Origin of the sequence: Pseudomonas sp. NY5710 (genome assembly GCF_013305665.1) — a bacterium.
GTDB lineage: Bacteria > Pseudomonadota > Gammaproteobacteria > Pseudomonadales > Pseudomonadaceae > Aquipseudomonas > Aquipseudomonas juntendi.
The window spans coordinates 75,727-98,099 of record NZ_CP045554.1; the positions used below are offsets into that span (position 1 = coordinate 75,727).

The following is a 22,373-nucleotide window of genomic DNA, read 5'->3' on the forward strand; positions in this document are numbered from 1 at the left end:
TCTGTATGGAGACGTTATTATGTTACCCGTTTCTCACGACTCGAGTATTCACCGTGTCCCGATTTCTAGTCCTTTTTGTCGCATTCATCGCCTGTTCGGCCCAGGCCGATGTCCGTGTGCTGACCAGCATCAAGCCGCTGCAACAGATTGCCGCTGCCGTGCAGGAGGGTGTTGGCAGCCCTGAGGTATTGCTGCCGCCAGGTGCTTCGCCGCACCACTACGCCCTGCGCCCATCCGACGTACGGCGGGTGGGCGATGCCGACCTGCTGTACTGGATCGGCCCGGACATGGAGAGCTTCCTGCCACGCGTATTGGGCAGTCGCAGCAAGGCAACCGTGGCCGTGCAGTCGCTGCCAGGCATGAAGCTGCGCCACTTTGGCGAAGACAGCCATTCCCATGAGGAAGCGGACCACGATGAGCATGACCATGACCACCGCCCAGGTAGCCTGGACGCGCACCTGTGGCTATCGTCGGTCAACGCGCGGGTAATCGCGGGGAAAATGGCTGCGGACCTGGCCCAGGCCGATCCCGCCAATGCGGCGCGCTACCAGAGCAACCTGAAGGTCTTTTCAGACCGTATGGATGCGCTGGATGAGCGAATCAAAGCGCGGGTGGCGGGCATCGCTGACAAGCCGTACTTCGTGTTCCATGAGGCGTTCGACTACTTCGAGGCGGAGTATGGTCTGGAGCATACCGGCGTTTTCAGCGTGGCGTCCGAGGTGCAGCCGGGCGCTCAGCATGTCGCTGCCATGCGCAAGCGCCTGCAGGAAGTGGGCAAGACCTGCGTGTTCAGCGAGCCGCCACTGCGCCCGCGCCTAGCCGAGACCCTGACTGCCGGCCTACCGGTGCGGTTGGCCGAGCTGGATGCACTGGGTGGTACTGACCCGGTGGATGGCAAGGGTTATGAGCGCTTGCTGGAGAAGCTGGGTGGCGACTTGGCTGGGTGCCTGGAGCAGTTGTAAGCCTGTTCCGGCCTCTTCGCGGGCACGCCCGCTCCCACAGGTACCCGCGAAGAGGCAGAAGAAGGGCTAGAGGGCAAATGGCAGGTGCAAAGCCACCTGCTGGCGCTGTGCCAAACGCACTTCGAATTCGCTCGGGTCATGGATCATCACATCCATCCCAGCAAATGATTCTGCCGCAATCAGCCGCGACAGCCAGAAGCGCACGCAGCCTACCCGCAACATCTCAGGCCACAGCTCGGCCTCGGCAGCGGTGAACGGCCGCAGTGCGGCATAGGCCGCCAGCAGCGCCTGGGCACGCGGCATGTCGATTGCACCCTGCTCATCCAGGCACCAATCGTTCACGGTGATGGCGATGTCATACAGCATCGGCCCGGAGCAGGCGTTGTAGAAGTCGATCACGCCAGTCAGGTGGGTGCCTTCGAACATCACGTTGTCGCGGAACAGGTCGGCATGCAGGTTGGCCCGCGGCAGCGCCAGGATCTGCGCCTTGTGTGCGCTGATTTCGTTCAGGGCCGGTTGCAGCAGCGCGGCTTGCTCGGCAGTCAGGCGTGGCAGCAGCTCGGCGCCTGAAGCCAGCATCCAGTCCAGGCCACGGTCGGTGCGGCGCTCGATGATGCGGCCGCGGGTGGCCAGGTGAATATGCGCCAGCAGTTCACCCACCTGGGCGCAGTGTTGCGCGTTGGGCGCCTTGATGTGCTTGCCTGAGAGTCTTGGCTGCAGCAATGCTGGCTTGCCACACAGCTCGCGCAGGCCGTTGCCGTCGCGGTCACGAATGGCATAGGGCACCGGCATGTCGGCTGCGTGCAGGGTGTCGAGCAGCTCGATGAAGAACGGCATGTCCTCGCTGGGCCCGCGTTCGATCAACGTCAGCACGAACTCCCCCTGTTCGAGGCTGACGAAGAAATTGCTGTTCTCGGTGCCGGCGGCTATGCCCTGGAAGTCGAGCAGGCGGCCCAGCGCGTACGGTGCCAGAAAGGTTTCCAGCTCAGGCCGGGTCACGGGGGTGAAGACTGACATGATGAAAAATTGCCCATACGGGCACTTCCGCCGGGAAGTGCCGGGTTGATGTGAACGGTGCGCGTCAGATTACCACTCGAAGATCTTCCAGGACGGAATCAGCATGTCCGGCTGGTCGGATCGAATGAAGTTGGCATCGGTGCCATCGGCGCGTACCAGGAAATAAGGCTTGCCGTTTTTCGGTGTGATCTTGATCGCATACAGGAAGCCGTTCTGCCGGTATTCCTGGATGGTCTTGTCGCCTTCCGTGCGAATGGTCACCTCGGGATCGGCCGAGGGGGCGTCTTCCGCCGCCAGGGTGACGACTGGCGTGGTTGCCAACAGGCCGAGCAGTAACAGGCGATTGAGTGTACGCATGATAACCTAGTCCCTTTGTCGTCAATGATTCTGGCTATTCTAGCGCCGGACCCGTCGAAAAGGTTGATTCTGCTCATGAGCCAAGCGCCCCTCGTCCTGGTGGACGGTTCCTCCTACCTGTACCGCGCCTTTCACGCGCTGCCGCCGCTGACCACGTCCAAGGGCATGCCGACCGGTGCGGTGAAGGGTGTGTTGAACATGCTCAAGAGCCTGCGCAAGCAATACCCCGACAGCCTCTTTGCCGTGGTTTTCGACGCCAAGGGCGGCACGTTCCGTGACGCCATGTTCGCCGAATACAAGGCCAACCGCCCGAGCATGCCCGACGACCTGCGGGTGCAGATCGAGCCGCTGCACGCCAGCGTCAAGGCCCTTGGCTACCCGCTGCTGTGCGTCGAAGGGGTCGAGGCCGACGACGTGATCGGCACCTTGGCGCGCAGCAGCGCCGCGTTGGGCCGCCCGGTCATCATCTCGACCGGTGACAAGGACATGGCGCAGCTGGTGGATGGCCACATTACCTTGGTCAATACCATGACTGGTAGCGTGCTGGATGTGGCGGGCGTGCATGAGAAGTTTGGCGTCGGCCCGGAGCACATCATCGACTTCCTGGCGCTGATGGGTGACAAGGTCGACAACATCCCCGGTGTGCCCGGTGTGGGCGAGAAAACCGCCGTGGGCCTGCTGACCGGTATCGGTGGTGGCCTCAGCGACCTGTACGCCAACCTCGACAAGGTGCCGGCACTGGCCATTCGCGGTGCCAAGACCCTGCCGGCCAAGCTGGAAGAGCACCGCGAGGCGGCGTTCCTGTCGTACGAGCTGGCTACCATCAAGGTCGACGTGCCGCTGGACGTCGAGGTCGAGGCGCTGGTGTGCGGCGAGCCTGACCGCGATGCGCTGCTGGCGCTGTACACCGAGATGGAGTTCAAGAGCTGGGTTGCCGACGTGCAGCGGGAGGCTGCCAGGGTGGGGGATGACGTTGCGCCGGTCGCGGAGCCGGTGGCCAAGGTCGAGCCGAAGTACGAAACCATCCTCGACCAGGCACGCTTCGATGCCTGGCTGGAGAAGCTGCGCCAGGCGCCGCTGTTCGCGTTCGACACCGAAACCACCGGCCTGGACGCCCAGAAGGCCCAATTGGTCGGCCTGTCGTTCGCGGTGGCGCCCCATGAAGCGGCCTACGTTCCGCTGGCCCACGACTACGAGGGCGCGCCGTCCCAGCTGGACCGCGACGCCGTGCTGCTGGCCTTGAAGCCCCTGCTGGAAGACCCGGTCAAGGCCAAGGTCGGGCAGAATGCCAAATACGATATCAACATCCTTGCCAACGGCTCGCCCGCCATCGCCATGCGCGGTGTTGCCTATGACACCATGCTCGAGTCCTACGTGCTGAACTCCACGGCCACCCGGCATGACATGGACAGCCTGGCGCAAAAGTATCTGGACCACACTACCATCGCCTTCGAGGATATCGCCGGCAAGGGCGCCAAGCAGCTTACGTTCAACCAGATCGACCTGGACAAGGCGGGCCCCTACGCTGCCGAAGACGCTGACATCACCCTGCGCCTGCACCATGCGTTACAGGCCCGCCTGACCCAGACCCCAAGCCTGCAGCCGGTGCTGATGGACATCGAGATGCCGCTGGTGCCGGTACTGGCCAAGATCGAACGCCAGGGCGCACTGGTCGATGCAGCCCTGCTGCACGTCCAGAGCGGTGAGCTGGGTGAGAAAATGGCCGAACTGGAACGGCGGGCCTACGAGCTGGCAGGCGAGGAGTTCAACCTGGGCTCGCCCAAGCAACTGGGGGCGATCCTGTACGACAAGCTGGGCATGCCGGTGCTAAGCAAGACCGCCAAAGGCCAGCCGTCTACGGCCGAAGCGGTGCTCGACGAGCTGGCGGAGCTGGGTTACCCACTGCCTGAAGTACTGATGCAGTACCGCAGCCTGAGCAAGCTCAAGAGCACTTACACCGACAAGCTGCCGGGGCAGATCAACCCGCGTACCGGGCGTATTCACACCTCTTACCAGCAAGCGGTGGCGGCGACTGGCCGGCTGTCGTCCAGCGACCCGAACCTGCAGAACATCCCGATCCGTACCGCCGAGGGCCGCCGAATCCGCCAGGCGTTCATCGCAAGCCCAGGCTACAAGCTGCTGGCCGCCGACTACTCGCAGATCGAGTTGCGCATCATGGCCCACCTGGCCAAGGACGAAGGCCTGCTGCACGCCTTCCGCAACGACCTGGACGTGCACCGTGCCACGGCGGCGGAGGTCTTTGGTGTAGCCCTGGAAAACGTCACCGTTGATCAGCGTCGCAAAGCCAAGGCCATCAACTTCGGCCTGATCTACGGCATGAGCGCATTTGGCCTGGCCAAGCAGATCGGCGTCGACCGCAAGCAGTCCCAGGACTATATCGACCGTTATTTCGCCCGCTACCCCGGCGTGCTGGCCTACATGGAGCGCACCCGCACCCAGGCCGCCGAGCAAGGGTTTGTCGAAACCCTGTTTGGCCGCCGCCTCTACCTGCCAGACATCAACGCCAAGAACCCGGCCCTGCGCAAAGGGGCGGAGCGTACCGCCATCAACGCCCCCATGCAGGGTACCGCCGCCGACATCATCAAGCGCGCCATGGTCAACGTGGATAACTGGCTGAGCGAGAGCGGCCTGGACGCGCGGGTGATCCTGCAGGTTCACGACGAACTGGTGCTTGAGGTGCGCGAGGACCTGGTTGAACAGGTCAAAGATGAAATTCGCCAGCACATGAGCAAGGCGGCGCAGCTGGATGTGCCGCTGCTGGTCGAAGCAGGAATTGGCGCGAACTGGGACGAAGCTCACTGATTGAGCGGGAAAAGCTGTATAGGATTCGCGATGTGGTGATGCGGATCCTGGCAGCGCTGGCGCGCGCGGTGCTGAGCTTTCATGAAACTATCGCAAATAGTTTTCAGGGCTTCGGAACTAAACCAGTGAAGCGGAACTCAGAGTAACTGAATGGCTGGTGAAGCCTTTCGATGCTCCTATGTTGTGTTAAGTGTTGGCAGATATCTGGACCCCGCCCTAGCGGTCCGGACTTGGACCCCGAACTTCCCCCTCCCCATACGAAGTCCGGGGTTTTTTTTGCCCGCAATTCGGCCTGAGCCTGGGCGAAGCCCAGGCCATGCCCCGCGCTGCAGGCCTCAGGCTACTGGCTTGTCTTCCAGCTCCATCCAGCCCGCCAGCACCCGATAGGCCTCTTCCACGCCCAGGCGCTTGGGCGCCGAGAACAGCTGGATGGTGACGCCGTCGCCCCAGCCCTTGCGAATTTCCGATTGCACCTTCAACAAGGTGTTCTTGCCCGCGCCGTGGGTCAGCTTGTCGGCCTTAGTCAGCAGGATGTGCATCGGCATGCCGCTGGCCTTGGCCCAGTCGAGCATCATCTTGTCGAAATCGGTCATGGGGTGGCGCACGTCCATCATCAGGATGATGCCGCGCAGGCACTCACGGCTGCCCAGATAAGCTTCCAGGTGCTTCTGCCAGTGCTGCTTGAGCGGAATCGGCACCTTGGCATAACCGTAACCTGGCAGGTCGACCAAACGCCGTTCATCGTCCAGACTGAAGAAATTCAACAGCTGGGTGCGCCCGGGGGTTTTCGAGGTGCGCGCCAGGCTGGCATGAGTCAGGGTGTTGAGGGCGCTGGATTTGCCGGCGTTGGAACGGCCCGCAAAGGCCACCTCGTAGCCCTGATCGTCCGGGCATTGTTCGACCTTGGCTGCGCTGAGGGCGAATTTGGCTTTCTGGCAGAGGCCGAGGATGGGGTTCTTGACTTGCATGGGATATCCGATGTGGGTGTTGCCAAAGCCTAGGCCGGCAAGCGGTGTCGTTTCCGTTTGGCTGACAGAAGTATATAATGCCCCAGTTTTTGTGTGCCCATTCTCCCAGCGAAGGGGAACGGGCATGGGGTGCCGAACTATAGCTTGCGCATCAGAACGCAGCGCGTCCCCCAACCCTGTCAGGTCGTTTCGCCTGGCGAAATGGCTGCTAGCTGTCGGTATGTTCCTGCCGTATTTCAGCGCACAGGCTACACAGGATGCCGAGGTGTTGTACAACCGCACGTGTGCGGCTTGCCACACCGGGCAATTGCCCCAGGCACCCAGGCAGGGTGACCGGGCAGCCTGGGAGCCAAGGCTGGCGCAAGGTATGGATGTACTCGTCCGGCATGTGACCCAGGGTTTCAAGGCTATGCCGCCGCGTGGATTGTGCATGGACTGCAGTGCCGAGGACTACCGTTTGGTCATCCTTTGGATGAGTGGCAGTCCCGATACATAACATTTCACCCTTAGCCGTGTTGGATTAGCTGATGAACAAACTAGTCGTGAGTCTGCTGTTGACCCTGGGTGTCGCAGGTGCGGCCACTGCTGCGCAACCTATCAAAGGCGATGCCGCTGCCGGCCAGGCCAAGACGGCCGTCTGTGGCGCCTGCCACAACCCCGACGGCAACAGCCTGGCACCCAACTTCCCGAAACTGGCTGGCCAGGGCCAGCGCTACCTGGAAAAACAACTGCACGACATCAAGTCGAGCAAACGTACCGTGCTGGAAATGACCGGCATGCTGGCTGCGTTCAATGATCAGGACCTGGCCGATATCGCCGCCTACTTCGCCAGCCAGAAAGGCAGCGTGGGGGCTGCCGACCCCAAACTGGTCGAGCGCGGCCGCGCGCTGTTCAACGGCGGTGACCTGGAAAAAGGCATGCCCGCCTGCACCGGCTGCCACTCGCCCAATGGCGCGGGTATTGCCCTGGCCGGTTTCCCGCACTTGAGTGGGCAGCATGCCCAGTACGTGACCAAACAGTTGACCGACTTCCGTGAAGGCAACCGCACCAACGACGGCGATGCCATGACCATGCGCACCATTGCCGGCAAGCTGAGCAACCACGATATCGAGGCATTGGCCAGCTATATCCAGGGTCTGCACTGACTGGCGGCGCGGTCCTGGAGGTGCTGCACATGCCTTCAGGGGCCTGGCATTAACTTTCAGTTAATGTTGCAGGCCAATGATGAAAGGGTGGCTGGGCTACCCTTTTTTCGGTGCGTAGCCGGTACACTACAGAACTCAAGCCCTTCCCGGCCTGTCTCAAGGCAGGTCGCGTAGTGGCGACCCATGATTGCTCAGGAGTAAAGCATGCGTAAACTGATTCTCAGCGCTGCGCTGGTCGCCGCCAGCGTATTCGGTATGACAGCGGTGCAGGCTGCAGAGCCCGCCACTGCCGGCAAGGAATATATCGAGCTGAGCAACCCTGTTCCGGTTTCCGTGCCTGGCAAGATCGAAGTGGTTGAGCTGTTCTGGTACGGCTGCCCTCACTGCTACCATTTCGAGCCGACGCTCAACCCCTGGGTCGAAAAACTGCCCAAGGATGTCCACTTCAAGCGCGTACCGGCCATGTTCGGTGGCCCATGGGATGCCCACGGCCAGATGTTCCTGACCCTCGAAGCCATGGGCGTTGAGCAAAAGGTGCACGCGGCGGTGTTCGACGCTATCCAGAACCAGCACAAGCGCCTGACCGACAAGAACGACATGGCCGATTTCCTCGCCACCCAGGGCGTGGACAAGGACAAGTTCCTCGCCACCTTCGACTCTTTCGCCATCAAGGGCCAGATCGCCCAGGCCAAGGAACTGGCGAAGAAGTACGAAATCACTGGCGTACCGAGCATGGTCGTCGACGGCAAGTACCGCTTCGACCTGGGTACCGCAGGTGGGCCCGAAGGCGTGCTAGATGTCGCCGACCAACTGATTGCCAAGGAGCGCGCCGCTAAGTAAGCGGCGTATCCCATGCCCCGCTTCAGAGCTACGCGTGGCATTGGCCTGCACCAGCCGCAGGTCAACGAGCATCACCTGCAGGCACCCGGCCTCCCGGACGATGGTCGCCTGCGGCTGCTCAGCTTCAACATTCAGGTCGGCATCAGCACCGAGCGTTATCGGCATTACCTGACCCGTAGCTGGCAGCACCTGCTGCCGCATAACGGGCGCGCCGGCAACTTGCAGAAGATCGGCAAGCTGTTGAGCGACTTCGACCTGGTGGCCCTGCAGGAGGCCGATGGTGGCAGCCTGCGTTCCGGGTTCGTGAACCAGGTCGAGCATCTGGCCCAGCTGGGTGCCTTCCCCTACTGGTACCAACAGCTCAACCGCAACCTTGGGCGTTTTGCCCAGCACAGCAACGGCGTGCTCAGCCGCCTGAAGCCGCAATTGCTCGAAGACCACCCGCTGCCGGGCCCCGCCGGGCGTGGGGCAATTCTGGTGCGGTTCGGCGAAGGCGAGGATGCGCTGATCGTGGTGATGATGCACCTGGCCCTCGGCGCCAAGACCCGCGCCCTGCAGTTGGGCTATATCCGCGAGCTGATTGGCGGCTACCGCCACCAGGTGTTGATGGGCGACATGAACACCCATGCTACCGATCTGCTCGAGCACTCGCCCCTGCGTGACCTGGGCCTGGTGGCTCCGCAGGTCGAAGCTACCTTCCCCAGTTGGCGACCCCAGCGTTGCCTGGACCACATTCTGCTCAGTTCCAGCCTTACACTGGAGCGTGTCGAGGTGTTGGCCCAGCCAATTTCCGACCACCTTCCGGTGGCGGTAGAGATCCGATTGCCTGATGCATTGACTGTGGATACGCTGCCGGCCTTGAGCTGAATCAGCCAAGGCGTCGCACGCCCTCAAGTGTTGGGCGTGCGCGCCGACAGCGTGTAATCAGACAGCCCCAGATGTATCACCCGTCGCGGATCCAGGCATGACCGAAGAAGCCGAGCGCTGGAAAGAAAAATACCTCAAAGCCATCGAGCAGCAAGAAAAGCTCGAACGTCGTTGGGACGCCCGTCTCGACTTGCTGCGCCGTGGCCTGGTACGCAGTACCCTGGCTGCCGAAGGCAGTGACAAGGTGGTCGACGCGTGCATGAAGGAGATGCGCGAGGTCATTCGCAGCGACAACATGGATGCTGGCCTTGCCGGGCTGATTCCGCGCCTGGAGAAGGCGGTGCTGGATTCGGAACAGCGCCGCGAAAACCGCATGAACCAGGTTGGCGATGCCCTGGCTGCCCTTGTGGGCCAGTTACAGAACCTGCCGCTGCCTGGTGATATTGCCCGGCCGCTGAAAAAGCTGGCGAAGAAGCTTGATGGGGGCGTTACCCAGTCACGCGACCTGCCGCCGTTGCTGGGTGAACTGAGCGGTTTGCAGGGGCGTGCGCTGGCCGCACTGGGCAAGCCGGGTGAAGAAACCCGCCCTGGTTTTCTGCAGCGGTTGTTCGGCAGCCGCGATGACGATGCCCAGGCGGAGCCGGCGCTTGGGCCTGAAGCTGTGCCGGGTGCCCAAGCCCTACCGCAGGCGGCGCCACCCAGCCCCGACGCCTGCCCACATGTTGATATCGATGCGTTGCAACCGTTGCCAGCACCTGCCGCACCGGCGGCCGAGTTGCCCGCAGCGCCCGAGCCAGCGCCAGAAGCAGCTGGCCCGGCGCTGATCGACACGGCCGAAATACCTGCATCGCCAGTGCCGCAGCCAGATGAAGCGCCTGCCGCCGAACACTTGGCCAGCCAGCCGCTGCCGGAGCCTGCACCGTTAGCGGAAACGGAACCAACGTTCGGTGAAGACGGCCCTTATGCCCTCCCCGACGCGGTGGAGCCGCCGTACAGTCAGGTCGCTGCACACATCGAGCAAACCTTGCTCGGCCTGCTCGACGACCTCAGCCTGCCCGAGCGGCACAAGGCCCAGGCACTGGAGATGCGTGCGCGGGTGGCCCGCGGCCTGAACTGGTATGAGCTGATCCCGGTACTGGATGACCTTGCAGTGCTGATGCTGGCGATCACCGACAGTGGCCAGCATGAATTTGAAACCTACTTGCAGCAGCTCAACGAGCGCCTGGAAGGGTTCCAGAGCCATCTGCATGAAGCCAGCGCCGGCCATGCCGACAACAGCAGTGCCGCCCGCGCGCTGGACACCCAGTTGCGCGAGCACGTAGACGGGTTGCAGAGCAGCGTGCAAGGTGCCGCCGATGTCGACAGCCTCAAGCACATCCTGGAGAACCGCCTGGAAGGCTTGTTGGTGACCATGGACGAGCACAAGCACGAGCGCGATCGCCGCGAGCAGGAACTGGCCAGCCGCTTGCTGGGGTTGTCGGAGCGTGTCGCAAGCATGGAGCACGAGGCACTCGGTTACCGTGAACACCTGGAAGAGCAGCGGCAAAAGGCCTTGCTCGACCCGCTCACCGGTTTGCCCAACCGGGCGGCCTGGAGCGAGCGGGTGGAACGGGAAATGCTCGAATGGCAGGCCCAGGGCGGCCATCTGGCAATGGCGATCCTCGACCTGGACCATTTCAAGCGCATCAATGACAGCTATGGGCACCTGGCCGGGGACAAAGTGCTGAAGATCGTTGCCGACCAGTTGCGCAAGGGTTTGCGGGGCCGTGACTTCATAGCCCGGTTCGGTGGCGAAGAATTTGTCCTGTTGCTGCCGCAGACGGCCCCGCTGGCGGCTGCGCAAGTCGCTGAACTGCTGCGGGCCACCATCGAAGCCTGCCCGTTCCACTTCAAGGGTGAACGGGTGGTGATCACCACCTCCATCGGGTTGGCGGCGTTCCGCGCTGGCGAGCGCGCGGACCAAGTGCTCAAACGCGCCGACACCGCGTTGTACCGGGCCAAGGAACTCGGGCGCAATCGCGTGGAACAAAACTGATGGGCAGCCGCTGACTCGCGGCATACATTGCTGCTGGCGAGCACGTTATACTGTAGCGCTCATACGCCGAGGCCACCGACGTGCTTTCCACGCTGAAAAAAACCCTGATCACCTTTCTGCTGTTCACCGTCGCGGGTTGCTCCACGGGCCTGCGCATCGACCGCAGCCACCCTTCGGCGAACCAGGACAACCGTATCCAGTTCGTTGTTTTGCATTACACCAATGCCTCGCTGGAACGCTCGCTGGCGTTGCTCACCCATGGTGAGGTCAGTAGCCATTACCTGATTGGTGATGGCCCGGCGACGGTTTACCAGTTGGTGGACGAGAGCCGTCGCGCCTGGCATGCCGGTGACAGCCAGTGGCAGGGGCGCACCTGGCTGAATTCGTCGTCCATCGGCATCGAAATCGTCAACCCAGGCTTTGCCGACACACCCAACGGGCGGGTCTGGTACCCCTATAGCGAGGCGCAGATCCAGGCCCTGATCGCGTTGCTCAAGGACATCGTCAAACGTAACAATATCGAGCCCCGGCATATCATTGGCCACAGCGATATCGCCCCATTGCGCAAGCTTGATCCGGGCCCTTTGTTCCCGTGGAAACGCCTGGCCGATGCTGGGCTGGGGGTCTGGCCAGATGCCAACGCCGTAGCGCAGCAACAAGCGTACTTCAACGTCAACCCGCCCAGCGTTGGCTGGTATCAGCAGGAGCTGGCGCGGTTTGGTTATCAGATCGAGCAAACAGGCGTGCTCGATGTAGCCACCCGGCATGTCATCGCTGCCTTCCAGATGCGCTTCCGCCCGCAACGTTTCGACGGCATGCCGGATGCGCAGACGGCGGCCATGCTGCAGGTGCTCAACCGGACCCGTTGACTGCCAGACGCCGCGCGCGGTGGCAGGGCGTTGCCCGTGCTGGCCGGGGCCCGGCATGGGGCAAGCGAAGCGCCAAACGGCGCAGGTGATTATTGATTCAGTTGCTATACCTTAGTTATCAACTGGATGCCGTCCATGTCGTCTGCCATTGGCTTGCTGCGTCAAATTTTCTACCGTCCCTGGATGCTCGCCACGCTGGCAGCACTGGCCAGCGCCGCCCTATTGCTTTCTGCGAGCATCGGCATCGCCCTTCATCAGATGAAACAGAGCGAAAGCGAGCAGATGAATGCCCAGGGCGAGCGTTTTCTCGAGCGCCTTGAGCAAGTATTCGGGCAACTGCGTGAGGGTGTCGACCTGTTGCAGGCACAGCCGCTGCGCGGTTGCAGCCCGGACATGTTGGCGGCCTTGCAGCAAGTGGGCTTGAGTTCGCGCTTCATTTACGAAGCGGCCTACGTGGACGGCAATGTCGCCTGCTCAAACCGTGGTGACGAGCGCGCGTTCGTGCCCTTGCGGCCACCGGACATCAAGGGGCCGGTGTACAGCTACTGGCTCAACACCACCACGGAGCCGAACGAGAACCTCGCCGCGCTGATGCTTGGCCGGGGCAGGTTCCTGGTCTCGACCTCACGTGGGCACTTGACCGATGTGGTCGACCTGCCACCGGGTGGCAGCCTGGTGGTAGTACTCGACAACGGTGCCCGCGCCATTCCGGTCCTGGGCCCGCCACCGGTATGGCCGCCGCCCTCGGCCTGGTCGAATAGCCACAAGTCGCTGCTCGAACTCAGTGACCGCCTGATCTACCGCATGCCGACCAAGTCGCCTGATTACCAACTGGTGCTGATCGCTCCGCGTGCCAGCTTGCCCTTGCGCATGAACGGCATGCTCTGGCTGTTGTTCCCGGGTAGCGTGCTGGCCGCCTGCTTTATCGGCTGGCTGGTGTTGCAGCTGATCCTGCAGCGGCGCTCGATGAGCTCAGAGCTGCAGGGTGCACTGCGCCGCGGCGAGCTGCAGGTGCTCTACCAACCGATCATCGAACTTGGCAGCCGGCGCTGCGTGGGCGCCGAGGCGCTGGTGCGCTGGCGCCGCCCGGACGGTACCTTGACCAGCCCCGACCTGTTCATACCGCTGGCGGAAAACACCGGGCAGATCCGCCAGATCACGGACTTCGTCCTGCAACGTGTGCTTGAACAACTTGGGCCGTTGCTGCGTTCGCACCCCAGCCTTTATATCTCGATCAACCTGGCGGCCTGCGATGTGATGGAGCCGCGCATCGGCCGAGTATCGGCGCGCCTGCTGGCCTTGCACCGGGTGGCGCCCAGCCAGATTGCCTTCGAGGTGACCGAGCGGGGTTTGATCGACGTAGTAGTGGCCCGCGAAAATCTGCAGGCACTGCGCGCCGTGGGGCATCAGGTGCTGATCGACGATTTTGGTACTGGTTATTGCAGCTTGGCTTACCTGCAGACGTTGCCGGTGGACTGCCTGAAGATCGACAAGGCGTTCATAGACGCCCTTGGCCATGATGCCGCCAGCAGTGGCGTTGCCCCACACATCATTCGCATGGCTCACGACCTCCACCTGCGGGTGATTGCCGAAGGTATCGAGAGTGAGGACCAAGCGGTGCTGTTGAGCAGTGAAGGGGTCAACTACGGCCAGGGCTGGCTGTTTGCCCGGCCGTTAACGGCCAGGCAGTTTGCCCAGATGGTCACACGCGGGCAATTGCCGCGACGGCCCCCTAGGGTGTAGTCGCGCGAGCGTCAGACAGGCAATGCCATATAGAACTGCGTGCCCTGACCCGGCCGCGAAAATACGCCCATGCGCCCGCCATGCAGTTGCACGATTTCCTTGCACAGCGCCAGGCCCAGCCCCGCCCCACCTTTTTTGCGGCCAACCTGCACGAAGGGCTCGAAAATGCGCCCTTGCTGGCCGTAGGCGATGCCTTCGCCGTCATCCTCGACACTGATGATCACCCGCTCTGCATGGCGGCGGGCGTGCAAGCGGATACGTCCGCCCTTGTCCGTATGGCGGATGGCGTTGTGCAGCAGGTTGTCCAGCACCCGATCAAGCTGCGCGGCATCGCCCTGGATGCGCGGCAGTGGCAGCTCCAGGTCACTGATCAACTCGATCTGCTTGTGCGCAGCCTGGTCGGCAACCCGTAATTGTGCGCGCTCCAGCAGCTCGTCGATGGCACAAGGGGCCAGCTCTAGTTTCTGTAGCCCGCTTTGATAACGCGAGAAGTTGAGCAGGTCGTTGATCAGCTGGGTGAGGCGCTGCATTTCTTCGCCGATGGTCTCCAGCAGGTCATTCTCCCGCGCTTCTGGCGGGAACTTGACGCGCTCGCGCAACAGGCCGAACGCCATGTGCATGCCGGTCACGGGCGTGCGCAATTCATGGGAGGCGCGCAGCACGAATTCACTGCGCACACGCTCGAAGGCACGCTGCTCGGTTACGTCGTGCAACACCATCACTGCGCCAAGAATCGGCCCCTGCGGATGGCTGACCGGGGTCAGGCTGTAGGTGAGCAGGCGCGATTCTTCATCCACCTCCATGTTCAGGTCGTCTGGTGGCCGGTCCAGGCTGCCGCCCCGCAGCACTTGGCGCAGCTGCTGTTCCAGTTCTGGCCGTTGCAACGCTTCGGCAAGGCTGCTGCCTACCCGGCTGTCATTCCAGCCCAGTTGGCGCTGGGCTACCGGGTTGAGGTGTTCCAGCCGGCCTTGGCGGTCGATGATCAACAGGCCATCGTCGATGCTGTCCAGCACCGCCTGCAAGCGTTGCTGGCCGGCCAGCAGCTCGTCGACGTTGGTGGCCTGGTGCTTGCGCAAGGCATCGGCCATCAAGCCGAAGCGGCGGGTGAGCTGGCTGAGTTCGGCCGCCTGGGTGACTGGCAGCGTGACATCGAAATTGCCCTTGCCCAACTGGTCGGCTGCCGTTGCCAGCGCCTCGATCGGCTGGCCGAAGCGCCGGGCGATGTTGTGCGCACTGATAAACCCGAGTACCAGCACCACCAGGCCCATCAAACCCAGCACACCGCTGACCAGCAAGGCGCGGTCACGGCTGCGTTCCTCGCTGCGGGTAATCAGGTCCAGGGCCTGCCTGTGGGAGTCGATCAGGTCGGTGCGGACCTGATTGAAGGCGGCGCCCAGCGGTTGGTCCACACCCATGCTGCGGGCAGGTGCCGGGCTGTCGCGGTAAGCCTGGAGGAAGGCTTGATAGTTGCTGTTGGCTTTGCTGAAACCGGTGCGCTCGCCGCCCTGTTCCAGCCCCTTGGCCAGAAGGGACTGGAAGTTGTCCTGGAGCGATCGCAGGTTTTCCGGGGCGGTGTCGTCATCCAGAATCAGGTTCAACTGCTCGCCAAGGTTCTGCCGCAGCTTGAGCCCCACCTCCAATGAGTGGGTGGTGTCGCGCACCAGTTGCTGTTGCATCGTGGCCATCTGCAGAACACTGACCAGGCCCAGCAGCAGACCGAGCAGCGCAACGGTGACCAGTGCCGAGATACTGAGGAAAAGCCGCGTGCGCAGCTTCATGGGGGGCCATTTCATAAGTTGTATTGCTTGCGTTTGCGGTACAGGGTGGAGGCGTCGATGCCCAAGGTCTTGGCGGCCTGGTCCAGGGTGTCGCTGGCGGCCAGTACGGCACCGATGTGCGCACGCTCCAACTCGTCGAGGCTAAGCGCTGCGCCAACGCGTGGGGCATTGCCAGCCGGCTGCTCCCCCATGCCCAGGTGGCTGATTTCTACCCGTTCTTGCGGGCATATGATGCTGGCTCTTTCCACTACGTTGCGCAGTTCGCGAATGTTGCCGGGCCAGCGGTAGTTGAGCAGCGCCGCGCGGGCTTCTTCACTGAAACCGCGTGCCGGCCGCGAGTACTCCTTGACGAAGCGGGCGAGGAAGCGGTCGGCGAGGGTCAGAATGTCCTCGCTGCGCTCGCGCAGGGGCGGCAGGTGCAGAGTGATGACGTTCAGGCGGTAGAGCAGGTCTTCGCGGAAGCGGCTTTCGCGCACCATCTCCTCGAGGTTGAGGTTGGTGGCTGCCAGGATGCGCACGTCCGCCCGGCGAGTAACCGGGTCACCCACGCGCTCGTACTCCTTGTCCTGAATGAAACGCAGCAGCTTGGGCTGCAAGGTCAGTGGGAAGTCGCCGATCTCGTCGAGGAACAGCGTGCCGCCATCAGCCTGGCTCACCCGCCCAAGCGTACTTTCACTGGCGCCGGTGAAGGCGCCGCGGGTATGGCCGAACAGCTCGCTCTCCATCAGCTCCGCATTCAGCGACGGGCAGTTGATGGTCACACAGGCTTTGCGTGCACGCTTGCTCCAGCCATGAATGGCGCGGGCCAGCTCGCCCTTGCCGGTGCCGGACTCGCCGAGGATGAGGATGTTGGCGTCAGTGGTAGCGACTTGGCGTGCGGTTTCCAGCACGGCCATCATCGCCGGGCTGTGCGAGTCGAGGCCGTCCTTGGGTTTACGCACCTCACCTTCCAGCGCTTCGAGGCGAGCCGAGAGTTGGCGCACTTCAAGTTGCTTGGCGGTGGCCAGGCGCAGCTGGTCGGGGCTGCACGGCTTGACCAGATAGTCGGCGGCCCCCGCCTGGATGGCGTCTACTGCCGTGTCGATTGCCGAGTGCGCGGTAACGATCACCACGCGCATCCAGGGCGCCTGAATGCGCATCTGCGCCAGTACATCAAGCCCGTTGTCCTCACCCAGGCGCAAATCCAGGAAGCACAGGTCGAACACCTGGCGCTGCAGCAGGCTTTCTGCCTGGGCGGCGCTATTGGCGGTGGCCACGCTGTAGCCCTCATCCTCCAGGCAATAGCGGAAAGTGCGCAGGATCGCGGACTCGTCATCCACCAGCAGAATGCGGCCTTGGTTGTCCTGGGCTGATTCCATTTCCTGCGCTCCTTAAGGGTAGATCTTTATTTAGTGTGGGAAAAATCGGGCAAGTTGCATGGTCAATTCTGAGGGATTCTGTCCTTTGCATGCTAGCCAATGGCTAAAGGACGCCTTCAGGCCCCATTTCCCGGTGCCTTGCTTAGAGGCATAGGGTGGCACATTGGTTGCGATGATTTTCAGCTTTTGCCTACAAAAGGAGGTAACGCCATGACCTTTGCCCTACGCAGCGCTGTATTAGCAGCCGCTCTGCTCCCCGTGTTCACCCCCGCTCTGGCGGACCCCGTGCACGACGCCCGGCTTGAAGGAGCGTTGCAAACGGCGTTGTCACTGAACCGCATGCTCAACCCGTTCCGTATCAAGGTCGAGGTAGACGGCAAACAGGCGCGGCTTTCCGGCGAGGTGGAAAACGAGGTGGAGCGCCGGCTGGCCGAAGACGTTGCCTTGGCCACCCGCGGCGTCGAACAGGTCGATAACCAGCTGCGGGTCAACGCTGAACTGGTCGAGCGCCCGCTCGAGCTGCGCGCCTATGCCCAGCGCTTGGAGGACGCCACCCTGGCAGCCGTGATCCGTGCACGGCTGTTGTGGAGCCGTACCACCGAGAAGGCTGCCATAGAAGTGCAAAGCAGTGAGGGCGTGGTGACCTTGCGCGGCAAAGTCGACAGTGCCGAGGCCAAGGAGCTGGCGGGCGTGGTAGCGCGCACTACCGATGGCGTGTACCTGGTCAATAACCTTGTCAGCCTCGACAGCGCCGCCATGGCCAAAGCACGGGAAACCCCTGTAGGGACGCCAAGCGGGCCGCAGCCAAGTGACCCCTGGATCATCGACAAGATCCAGAGCAGCTACCGCTACAGCCGCAACCTTGATGGGCTGAACCTGAAAGTGGCCAGTGAGGAGGGCATGGTGCGGTTGTCCGGCGAAGTGGTGAGTGCGGAACAAAAAACCATCGCCGTGGACATAGCCCGGCAGATCACTGGCGTGCGGGGGGTGGATGCCGATCTGCTGAAGGTCGCGACCAAGGTCGAAGGCTGATCGTGCAATTCGCACGACCCCAGAGTGGCCATCGTGCAGGATACGTCCTGAAGCGCGCTAGACCTAATGCTTAAGTTGTTGTTTTTTAAAGGTTTTTATTTATTTGTCGGGCTGGCATGCAGGCTGCAATTACCTGTTCAGGTTTGAACAAAAATTACAGCAGGAGGAGCCGGCATGAACCGCCAGTCCGTCAACCACTCGCAAGTCGCCACACTGTCACTGCGCCACCTGGTGTCGGTGGGGATCGCACTGGTTTTGACCTTGGCTGCTGGCCTCTTCTACTACAGCTGGCAAACAGCGCGTCTGGCCGACCAAGTGGCTGCGCAGACAGCCCTGCTTAGCCAGATCCAGTCCACCCGGGCCAACAGTTTCGTCAAGGCGGCGGACCCGTTGCCATCCCAAGGCAAAGCGGCGTCGCCAGCCACGCTGGAACACGTCGTCCCTCAAGACCGCTGGGTGTTCTAAGGCGGACCGTTTGAAGTTCTGAAAAAGAAAGGAGAAACACCATGCTGAGCTGGGCTATCACTTTCCTCATCATCGCCATTGTCGCTGCCGTTCTGGGCTTCGGTGGTATCGCCGGCGCTGCTACAGGTATTGCGAAGATCCTGTTCATTGTCTTCCTGGTCCTGTTTGTAGCCTCCTTCTTCTTCGGACGTGGTCGAGGTTGACAATGAGCAGGATGCTACACACTGCCCTGGCTGCTGCCCTGCTGATGGGTAGCAGTGCAGCGGCACTGGCTGCCAATGATGGCCAGGTCCGAGCCAACCAGCTGCTGGGCTCGGACCCGGAATACCGGGAAACCTGGCAGGACACGATCGAAGGCGAGGAGCGACTGCCCGATTGGGTGGTCAACCTGACAGGCAGCTCGGAACAGCAAATGTCTGCTGTTACGGAAGATGGCGACAAGTACTTGGTCGGGCCCCTTTGCGAGGCTCAGGACAAGTGCACCTACAAGCGCCTGATCGTGGCGTTCAGCTGGGATAAGGATGATGCCTACGGCATGCTCGTGGAGGTGCCTGAAGGCTTGCCCAAGGACAAGTCGCCAACCCGGCATGCGCAGTACCGTTGGCTGGGCAAGCCGGATGACGGCATGAAGGCGATGCTGCAGGAGCAGCTCAAGCGTGACCCGAATTGGTACTGAGCCTTTGTCGCCAGTGCTGGTGGACGGTCACCCACTGACATGAAATAGAAGCTGAACCTTTGTAGCGTTCAGCCTTCTATGATGCGCCGCCCCGAGGAGGGGTTGCACATGACCAAGGGGCCGGGCTGTTCTGGTTGATGCATGATCGGAGTGGCCTAGGGGTACAGGGAGTGCCTCCAGCGTTGGGCCGGGTCAGGAACGGCGGAATCGGAAGCTTCAGGTCGGCGGTATCGCTGGGATACCCAAGCCGACCTGACTTCCGAGGAGCCACGTAGGAAACGCCTCTTTCCTTGCGCCTTTTCTTCCCCGAGACACATTTTGTCTCGACCGTACATCAAATTTTTTCCCTCCGCATCGACTCCCCCACCTGTGGCATTTCGGCCATTCGGATTGTCGAACACGACATATTTGTCACTTCTTTTGAGAGTGCCAGATCCGCCTGAATATGGCTGTCTCGTCTTGTTCGGGATCCCGAACGTTATAAATCAACGACTTGCAAACCTACCTCGTCGGTCGAAAACGGTATGCATAGCCTGCATGGGGTATGCGTTTCCGGCATTAGATTTCCCCCCCTGCCATCGCAATAGTTGCCGCCTTTTTCGCTGGCCAGGGCGCCCTGTCGCTCGCCTGCGGTGTCCTTACATAACGTCGCCGGACGGAAACCGTTACTGCGTGTGACTTGGCCAAGGGCTCTGCCACGCCTGTTTCCACCCGGTGTCATGACCACTAGAACAAAGGGTAAAGACATGAAGAAGGCAAAACTGAGCCTCGCCTGGCAGATCGTCATCGGTCTGGTGCTGGGTGTTGCAATCGGCGCGCTGCTGAACCACTTCAGTGCAGAAAAGGCCTGGTGGATCAGTAACGTCCTCCAGCCCGCCGGTGACATCTTCATTCGCCTGATCAAGATGATCGTCGTCCCGATCGTGATTTCGTCGCTGATCGTGGGTATCGCCGGGGTTGGCGATGCGAAGAAACTGGGCAGCATTGGCCTGAAGACCATCATCTACTTCGAGGTGGTGACCACGATCGCCATCGTCGTCGGCCTGGTGCTGGCGAACCTGTTCCACCCAGGTGCCGGTATCGACATGAGCACGCTGGGTACCGTGGATATTTCCAAGTATCAGGCGACCGCGGCCGAAGTGCAGCATGAGCACGCCTTCATCGAGACCCTGCTCAACCTGATCCCGTCGAACATCTTCGCAGCGCTGATGCGTGGCGAAATGCTGCCGATCATCTTCTTCTCGGTCATGTTCGGCCTGGGGCTGTCGAGCCTGCAGGCAGAGCTGCGCGACCCGCTGGTACGTACCTTCCAGGCCGTATCGGAAACCATGTTCAAGGTCACCCACATGATCATGAACTACGCGCCGATCGGTGTGTTCGCCCTGATCGCCGTGACTGTCGCCAACTTCGGCTTCAGCTCGCTGCTGCCGCTGGCCAAGTTGGTGCTGCTGGTGTACTTCGCCATTGCCTTCTTCGCCTTCATGGTACTGGGCCTGGTGGCTCGCCTGTTTGGCTTCTCGGTGATCAAGATCATGCGCATCATGAAAGATGAGCTGATCCTGGCCTACTCCACTTCCAGTTCGGAAACCGTGCTGCCACGGGTGATCGAGAAGATGGAGAAGTACGGTGCACCGAAGTCGATCTGCTCGTTCGTGGTACCGACCGGCTACTCCTTCAACCTCGACGGTTCGACTCTGTACCAGAGCATTGCGGCGATCTTCATTGCCCAGCTGTACGGTATCGACCTGTCGTGGAGCCAGCAGCTGCTGCTGGTGCTGACCCTGATGGTAACGTCCAAAGGTATTGCTGGTGTGCCGGGCGTTTCGTTCGTGGTACTGCTGGCCACCCTCGGCAGCGTGGGCATTCCGCTGGAAGGCCTGGCCTTCATCGCCGGCGTCGACCGCATCATGGACATGGCCCGCACCGCGCTGAACGTGATCGGCAACGCCCTGGCGGCACTGGTCATCTCGCGCTGGGAAGGCATGTACGATGCGGCCAAGGGCGAGCAGTACTACGCCTCGCTCATGGCTGACAAACAGCAAACTGCGGTGGTTGGCGAGGCGGCCAAGCGCTGAGTTCATACCCCGCTGTACAAAAAGCCCCGACCCGTCGGGGCTTTTTGTTGTCTGTGATGTTGCGCGGCCGCGGTCTGCAGCCTTGCGCCCCGATACGCTATCATTCGGGCACTTTTCTGGGGGAACACACGGATGCTCAACGGCCTTTGGCTCGGCTTTTTCCTAGTGGCGGCGGTCTCCGCCCTGGCCCAATGGCTGATAGGCGGCAACGCGGGCATTTTTGCGGCCATGGTCGAGAGCATCTTTGCCATGGCCAAGCTCTCGGTCGAGGTGATGGTGCTGCTGTTTGGCACCCTGACTTTGTGGCTGGGCTTTCTTAAAATTGCCGAAAAGGCCGGCATCGTAGAGTGGCTGGCCAAGGTACTGGGCCCGCTGTTTGCGCGCTTGATGCCGGAAGTACCACCCGGCCACCCTGCACTGGGCCTGATCACCATGAACTTCGCGGCCAACGGCCTGGGGCTGGACAACGCCGCCACACCGATTGGCCTCAAAGCCATGCGCGCGTTGCAGGAGCTGAACCCCAGCAGCACCACGGCGAGCAACGCGCAGATCCTGTTCCTTGTGCTCAACGCCTCTTCGTTGACCCTGCTGCCTGTGACCATCTTCATGTACCGCGCCCAGCAAGGCGCGCCCGACCCGACCATGGTGTTCCTGCCGATCCTGCTGGCCACCAGCGTCTCGACCCTGGTAGGGCTGTTGTCGGTGGCCGTCATGCAACGCCTGCGTTTGTGGGACCCGGTCGTACTTGCCTACTTCATACCCGGTGCGCTGCTGCTGGGTGGCTTCATGGCCTTCCTGGGCACATTGTCGGCGGCGGCACTGGCCAGCTTGTCGTCGATCCTGGGCAACTTGACGCTGTTCGGCGTGATCATGCTGTTCGTGGTGATCGGTGCCTTGCGGCAGGTGAAGGTGTACGAAGCCTTTGTCGAGGGCGCCAAAGAAGGCTTTGACGTCGCCAAGAGCCTGCTCCCCTACTTGGTGGCCATGCTGGTGGCTGTGGGCGTGCTGAGGGCCTCGGGCGCGCTGGAATTGGCGTTGGATGGTATTCGCCATGCGGTCAACTGGCTGGGCCTGGACACGCGTTTTGTCGAAGGCCTGCCGACAGCGTTGGTCAAGCCGTTCTCTGGGAGCGCAGCGCGGGCAATGCTGATCGAGACCATGCAGAACCAAGGGGTGGACAGCTTCCCCGCACTGGTGGCGGCAACCATTCAGGGCAGTACCGAGACCACTTTCTATGTGCTGGCGGTGTATTTTGGCGCGGTGGGCATCCAGCGGGCGAGGCATGCGGTGGGGTGTGCGCTGCTGGCCGAGTTCTCTGGTGTAGTGGCAGCCATCTGCGTGTGCTACTGGTTCTTTGCCTGAA

General features: G+C 62.0%; 20 protein-coding genes. 15 read left to right on the plus strand and 5 right to left on the minus strand.

Annotated features, from left to right (window positions below; genetic code table 11):
- The first annotated feature begins 5 nt into the window (after window positions 1-5).
- Window positions 6-962 carry a zinc ABC transporter substrate-binding protein gene (locus GEV39_RS00380; RefSeq protein ID WP_173887111.1) on the plus strand — a complete coding sequence of 319 codons (957 nt, stop codon included), beginning with the start codon at window positions 6-8 and terminating at the stop codon, window positions 960-962.
- A gap of 66 nt (window positions 963-1,028) precedes the next feature.
- Here the strand turns inward: GEV39_RS00380 and GEV39_RS00385 are convergent, their stop codons facing one another.
- Complete coding sequence (locus GEV39_RS00385) at window positions 1,029-1,979, minus strand: homoserine kinase (RefSeq protein ID WP_173887112.1); 951 nt, start codon at window positions 1,977-1,979, stop codon at window positions 1,029-1,031.
- 69 nt (window positions 1,980-2,048) lie between these two features.
- On the minus strand, window positions 2,049-2,336 hold the full coding sequence (locus GEV39_RS00390) for a DUF2782 domain-containing protein (protein WP_009683589.1): 288 nt from the start codon (window positions 2,334-2,336) through the stop codon (window positions 2,049-2,051).
- 75 nt (window positions 2,337-2,411) lie between these two features.
- Here GEV39_RS00390 and polA point away from each other — a divergent pair, with 75 nt between their 5' ends.
- Window positions 2,412-5,159, plus strand: a complete 2,748-nt coding sequence (gene polA, locus GEV39_RS00395; RefSeq protein WP_173887113.1) for a DNA polymerase I — start codon at window positions 2,412-2,414, stop codon at window positions 5,157-5,159.
- A gap of 335 nt (window positions 5,160-5,494) precedes the next feature.
- Here polA and yihA read toward each other — a convergent pair whose 3' ends face one another.
- Window positions 5,495-6,127, minus strand: a complete 633-nt coding sequence (yihA, locus tag GEV39_RS00400) for a ribosome biogenesis GTP-binding protein YihA/YsxC (RefSeq protein ID WP_009683587.1) — start codon at window positions 6,125-6,127, stop codon at window positions 5,495-5,497.
- A gap of 193 nt (window positions 6,128-6,320) precedes the next feature.
- Between yihA and GEV39_RS00405 the strand changes: the two genes are divergently transcribed.
- The 7 genes from GEV39_RS00405 (at window position 6,321) to GEV39_RS00435 (ending at window position 13,626) form a co-directional block, all read left to right on the plus strand.
- A complete protein-coding gene (locus tag GEV39_RS00405; RefSeq protein ID WP_029886304.1) occupies window positions 6,321-6,623 on the plus strand; it encodes a c-type cytochrome in 303 nt (100 codons plus the stop codon).
- 31 nt (window positions 6,624-6,654) lie between these two features.
- Window positions 6,655-7,272 carry a c-type cytochrome gene (locus GEV39_RS00410; RefSeq protein ID WP_173887114.1) on the plus strand — a complete coding sequence of 206 codons (618 nt, stop codon included), beginning with the start codon at window positions 6,655-6,657 and terminating at the stop codon, window positions 7,270-7,272.
- A gap of 204 nt (window positions 7,273-7,476) precedes the next feature.
- Complete coding sequence (dsbA, locus tag GEV39_RS00415) at window positions 7,477-8,112, plus strand: thiol:disulfide interchange protein DsbA (RefSeq protein WP_173887115.1); 636 nt, start codon at window positions 7,477-7,479, stop codon at window positions 8,110-8,112.
- 12 nt (window positions 8,113-8,124) lie between these two features.
- Window positions 8,125-8,979: an endonuclease/exonuclease/phosphatase family protein gene (locus GEV39_RS00420; protein WP_054904504.1), complete on the plus strand. Its 855-nt coding sequence runs from the start codon at window positions 8,125-8,127 to the stop codon at window positions 8,977-8,979.
- A gap of 97 nt (window positions 8,980-9,076) precedes the next feature.
- On the plus strand, window positions 9,077-11,014 hold the full coding sequence (locus tag GEV39_RS00425) for a GGDEF domain-containing protein (protein WP_173887116.1): 1,938 nt from the start codon (window positions 9,077-9,079) through the stop codon (window positions 11,012-11,014).
- 80 nt (window positions 11,015-11,094) lie between these two features.
- Window positions 11,095-11,883, plus strand: a complete 789-nt coding sequence (locus tag GEV39_RS00430; RefSeq protein WP_029886308.1) for an N-acetylmuramoyl-L-alanine amidase — start codon at window positions 11,095-11,097, stop codon at window positions 11,881-11,883.
- A gap of 135 nt (window positions 11,884-12,018) precedes the next feature.
- Window positions 12,019-13,626 carry an EAL domain-containing protein gene (locus tag GEV39_RS00435; RefSeq protein ID WP_173887117.1) on the plus strand — a complete coding sequence of 536 codons (1,608 nt, stop codon included), beginning with the start codon at window positions 12,019-12,021 and terminating at the stop codon, window positions 13,624-13,626.
- Between the two features lie 11 nt (window positions 13,627-13,637).
- On the opposite strand, the gene GEV39_RS00440 is transcribed toward GEV39_RS00435, so the two are convergent.
- Window positions 13,638-15,419 carry a KinB sensor domain-containing domain gene (locus tag GEV39_RS00440; RefSeq protein ID WP_173887118.1) on the minus strand — a complete coding sequence of 594 codons (1,782 nt, stop codon included), beginning with the start codon at window positions 15,417-15,419 and terminating at the stop codon, window positions 13,638-13,640.
- Window positions 15,416-16,762, minus strand: a complete 1,347-nt coding sequence (algB, locus tag GEV39_RS00445) for a sigma-54-dependent response regulator transcription factor AlgB (RefSeq protein WP_029885350.1) — start codon at window positions 16,760-16,762, stop codon at window positions 15,416-15,418. Before algB ends, GEV39_RS00440 begins: the two co-directional genes overlap by 4 nt.
- A 210-nt stretch (window positions 16,763-16,972) precedes the next feature.
- Between algB and GEV39_RS00450 the strand changes: the two genes are divergently transcribed.
- The 6 genes from GEV39_RS00450 (at window position 16,973) to GEV39_RS00475 (ending at window position 22,372) form a co-directional block, all read left to right on the plus strand.
- Window positions 16,973-17,794, plus strand: a complete 822-nt coding sequence (locus tag GEV39_RS00450; protein WP_173887119.1) for a BON domain-containing protein — start codon at window positions 16,973-16,975, stop codon at window positions 17,792-17,794.
- A 174-nt stretch (window positions 17,795-17,968) separates the two neighbouring features.
- Complete coding sequence (locus GEV39_RS00455; protein ID WP_029885352.1) at window positions 17,969-18,259, plus strand: hypothetical protein; 291 nt, start codon at window positions 17,969-17,971, stop codon at window positions 18,257-18,259.
- A gap of 41 nt (window positions 18,260-18,300) precedes the next feature.
- Window positions 18,301-18,462: a DUF1328 domain-containing protein gene (locus GEV39_RS00460; RefSeq protein WP_003252966.1), complete on the plus strand. Its 162-nt coding sequence runs from the start codon at window positions 18,301-18,303 to the stop codon at window positions 18,460-18,462.
- Window positions 18,463-18,464: 2 nt separating this feature from the next.
- The gene (locus GEV39_RS00465) at window positions 18,465-18,935 is read left to right on the plus strand and encodes an inhibitor of vertebrate lysozyme family protein (RefSeq protein WP_173887120.1); all 471 of its coding nucleotides are present in this window, start codon (window positions 18,465-18,467) and stop codon (window positions 18,933-18,935) included.
- Window positions 18,936-19,681: 746 nt separating this feature from the next.
- On the plus strand, window positions 19,682-21,010 hold the full coding sequence (gltP, locus tag GEV39_RS00470) for a glutamate/aspartate:proton symporter GltP (RefSeq protein ID WP_009683574.1): 1,329 nt from the start codon (window positions 19,682-19,684) through the stop codon (window positions 21,008-21,010).
- Between the two features lie 132 nt (window positions 21,011-21,142).
- Window positions 21,143-22,372: a spore maturation protein gene (locus tag GEV39_RS00475; RefSeq protein ID WP_173887121.1), complete on the plus strand. Its 1,230-nt coding sequence runs from the start codon at window positions 21,143-21,145 to the stop codon at window positions 22,370-22,372.
- Window position 22,373 lies beyond the last annotated feature (1 nt).